2 rRNA genes are annotated in these 3,231 nt (G+C 55.9%); both read right to left on the reverse strand.

Annotation, left to right across the window (positions count from 1 at the left end):
• Window positions 1–12: 12 nt before the first annotated feature.
• Window positions 13–124 (reverse strand): 5S ribosomal RNA (gene rrf / locus ACFQ2O_RS20100).
• A 91-nt stretch (window positions 125–215) separates the two neighbouring features.
• Window positions 216–3,108: ribosomal RNA gene (locus ACFQ2O_RS20105) — 23S ribosomal RNA — on the reverse strand.
• Window positions 3,109–3,231 lie beyond the last annotated feature (123 nt).

The raw sequence follows: 3,231 nt of genomic DNA on the forward strand, positions 1-3,231 counted from the left end.
CCGCTTTGTTGGGGTTGGCGGCCACCTACTCTCCCGGGTGTGACCCCAGTACCATCGGCGCGCCCGGGCTTAACTGCTCTGTTCGGAATGGGAAGAGGTGCTCACCGGGGCCATAGCCACCATTATCGTCTGCACGGCTGTTATGCGTGCCTGATGCTTGTAGACATGATTTGGGAAAGAGAGCGAAGCGAGGAGCGGCGGGCCGCTTTTCGGCGCGCGCGACGCGCTCGGGCAATTAGTATGGCTCGGCTTTGGTGTTTCCACCTTTACACCTGCCACCTATCGACGTCATCGTCTTTGACGGCCCTTAAGGGAGATCTCATCTTGGGGCGGGTTTCGCACTTAGATGCTTTCAGCGCTTATCCCGTCCGAGCGTAGCTACCCTGCGCTGCGGCTGGCGCCACAACAGGTCCACCAGAGGCTCGTCCAGCCCGGTCCTCTCGTACTAAGGCCAGAACCCCTCAAATCTCCGACGCCCACAACAGATAGGGACCGAACTGTCTCACGACGTTCTGAACCCAGCTCGCGTGCCACTTTAATCGGCGAACAGCCGAACCCTTGGGACCTTCTCCAGCCCCAGGACGTGACGAGCCGACATCGAGGTGCCAAACCTCCCCGTCGATATGAGCTCTTGGGGGAGATCAGCCTGTTATCCCCAGAGTACCTTTTATCCTTTGAGCGATGGCCCTTCCATGCGGAACCACCGGATCACTATATCCGCCTTTCGGCCCTGCTCGGCTTGTGGGCCTCACAGTCAAGCACCCTTGTGCTATTGCGCTCTGCGCACGGTTACCAAGCGTGCTGAGGGTACCTTTGAAAGCCTCCGTTACTGTTTTGGAGGCGACCACCCCAGTCAAACTACCCACCAAGCACTGTCCCCCGTCGTACGAGGTTAGGCGCCAAGCAACTCAAGGGTGGTATTTCAAGGACGGATCCGCGACGCCTGGCGACGCCGCTTCATCTCCTCCCACCTATCCTACACATGAGTTACCCAGCGTCAATGCTAAGCTATAGTAAAGGTTCATGGGGTCTTTCCGTCCCGTTGCGGGTACTCGGCATCTTCACCGAGACTACAATTTCACCGAGCTCACGGCTGAGACAGCGCCCAGATCGTTACACCATTCGTGCAGGTCGGAACTTACCCGACAAGGAATTTCGCTACCTTAGGACCGTTATAGTTACGGCCGCCGTTTACCGGGGCTTCGATTCAATGCTTCGCCTTGCGGCTGACATCCCCTCTTAACCTTCCGGCACCGGGCAGGTGTCAGGCCTTATACTTCATCTCTCGATTTCGCAAAGCCATGTGTTTTTGTTAAACAGTCGCCTGGGCCTTTTCACTGCGGCTTCTCCATCGCTGGAGGAAGCGCCCCTTCTCCCGAAGTTACAGGGCCATTTTGCCGAGTTCCTTGGCCGTGATTCACTCGAGCACCTTAGGATTCTCTCCTCGACCACCTGTGTCGGTTTGCGGTACGGGCGGCACGACATTTAAACGCTTAGCGGGTTTTCTAGGGAGCCTGATTAGGGACGATCTCCGCCCCCGAGGGGTTGGAGTACTTTCAGCTTTCAGCTAGTCCGGCGTACTTCACAACCGGTCCAATACCTACGGCCTTAAACGCGCTATTCCGTCAGCGCGCCGTCCTTTCACTTCTCCGTCACCGCATCGCTATGACGTGCCGGTACTGGAATATTAACCAGTTGTCCATCGAACTGCGCTTTCGCCTCGCCCTTAGGACCCGACTAACCCTGATCCGATTAGCGTTGATCAGGAAACCTTGGTCTTTCGGTGTGCGGGTTTCTCGCCCGCATTATCGTTACTTATGCCTACATTTGCTTTTCCAAGCGCTCCAGCATGCCTTGCCGGCACACCTTCACCGCCCTTGGAATGCTCCCCTACCAGTGCACATAGTGCAATCCGCAGCTTCGGTATTAGACTTGATGCCCGATTATTATCGATGCCCTCTCGCTCGACCAGTGAGCTGTTACGCACTCTTTAAAGGAATGGCTGCTTCCAAGCCAACCTCCTGGCTGTCTAAGCAAGTGGACCTCCTTTGTTCAACTTAGTCTAAATTTAGGGACCTTAGCTGGCGGTCTGGGTTCTTTCCCTCTCGGCCCGGGACCTTAGCACCCCGAGCCTCACTGCCGCGTATATCAAGTGGCATTCGGAGTTCGTCAGGATTCGGTAGGATGTGACTCCCCCTAGTCCTATCGGTAGCTCTACCTCCACATGACTCCACCGCGACGCTGCCCCTAAAGGCATTTCGGGGAGTACGAGCTATTTCTCAGTTTGATTGGCCTTTCACCCCTACCCACAGGTCATCCAAATACTTTTCAACGTAAACTGGTTCGGACCTCCAACTGGTTTTACCCAGCCTTCATCCTGCCCATGGGTAGATCACAAAGTTTCGCGTCTACCCCCCCTGACTGCGCGCCCTGTTCAGACTCGCTTTCGCTGCGGCTCCGTGCCTCGAAGACACTTAACCTTGCCAGGGAGGAGTAACTCGTAGGCTCATTATGCAAAAGGCACGCCGTCACTGCACAAAGCAGCTCCGACCGCTTGTAGGCGCACGGTTTCAGGATCTGTTTCACCCCGTTATTCACGGTGCTTTTCACCTTTCCCTCACGGTACTGGTTCACTATCGGTCTCTCAGGAGTATTTAGCCTTACCGGATGGTGCCGGTGGATTCAGGCGGGATTTCTCCGGTCCCGCCCTACTCAGGATACCACTAGGGCCAAGCAGCTTACGCACACGGGACTATCACCCCCTATGGTCAGACTTCCCAGTCTGTTGTGCTTCAATACTTGGTCCCACCACGTGGTCCTACAACCCCAGCACTGCCGTGACAGCACTGGTTTGGGCTGTTCCGCGTTCGCTCGCCACTACTTACGGAATCACTCTTGTTTTCTCTTCCTCCGGGTACTTAGATGTTTCAGTTCCCCGGGTTTGCCTCCGTAAACGGATACTTGAACTTCATTCAAGTGGGTTGCCCCATTCGGAAATCTTCGGATCAAAAGGTATGTGCCCTTCCCCGAAGCTTATCGCAGCTTGTCGCGTCCTTCTTCGCCTCTGAGAGCCTAGGCATCCCCCGTGCGCCCTTCTCTGCGTCTGCGGCCGGTCGCCCGTAGGCAACCGGCCCGCCTCTCTCGCACTTGGGCCGCATTACTGCGGCCTAGTCAATTTCTTATTCTCTCTCTTTCCCATCATGTCAAAGAACTTTCTCCTAAGATGCTAGG

It is taken from the genome of Pontibacter rugosus (assembly GCF_042678745.1).
GTDB classification, from domain to species: Bacteria; Bacteroidota; Bacteroidia; order Cytophagales; family Hymenobacteraceae; genus Pontibacter; species Pontibacter rugosus.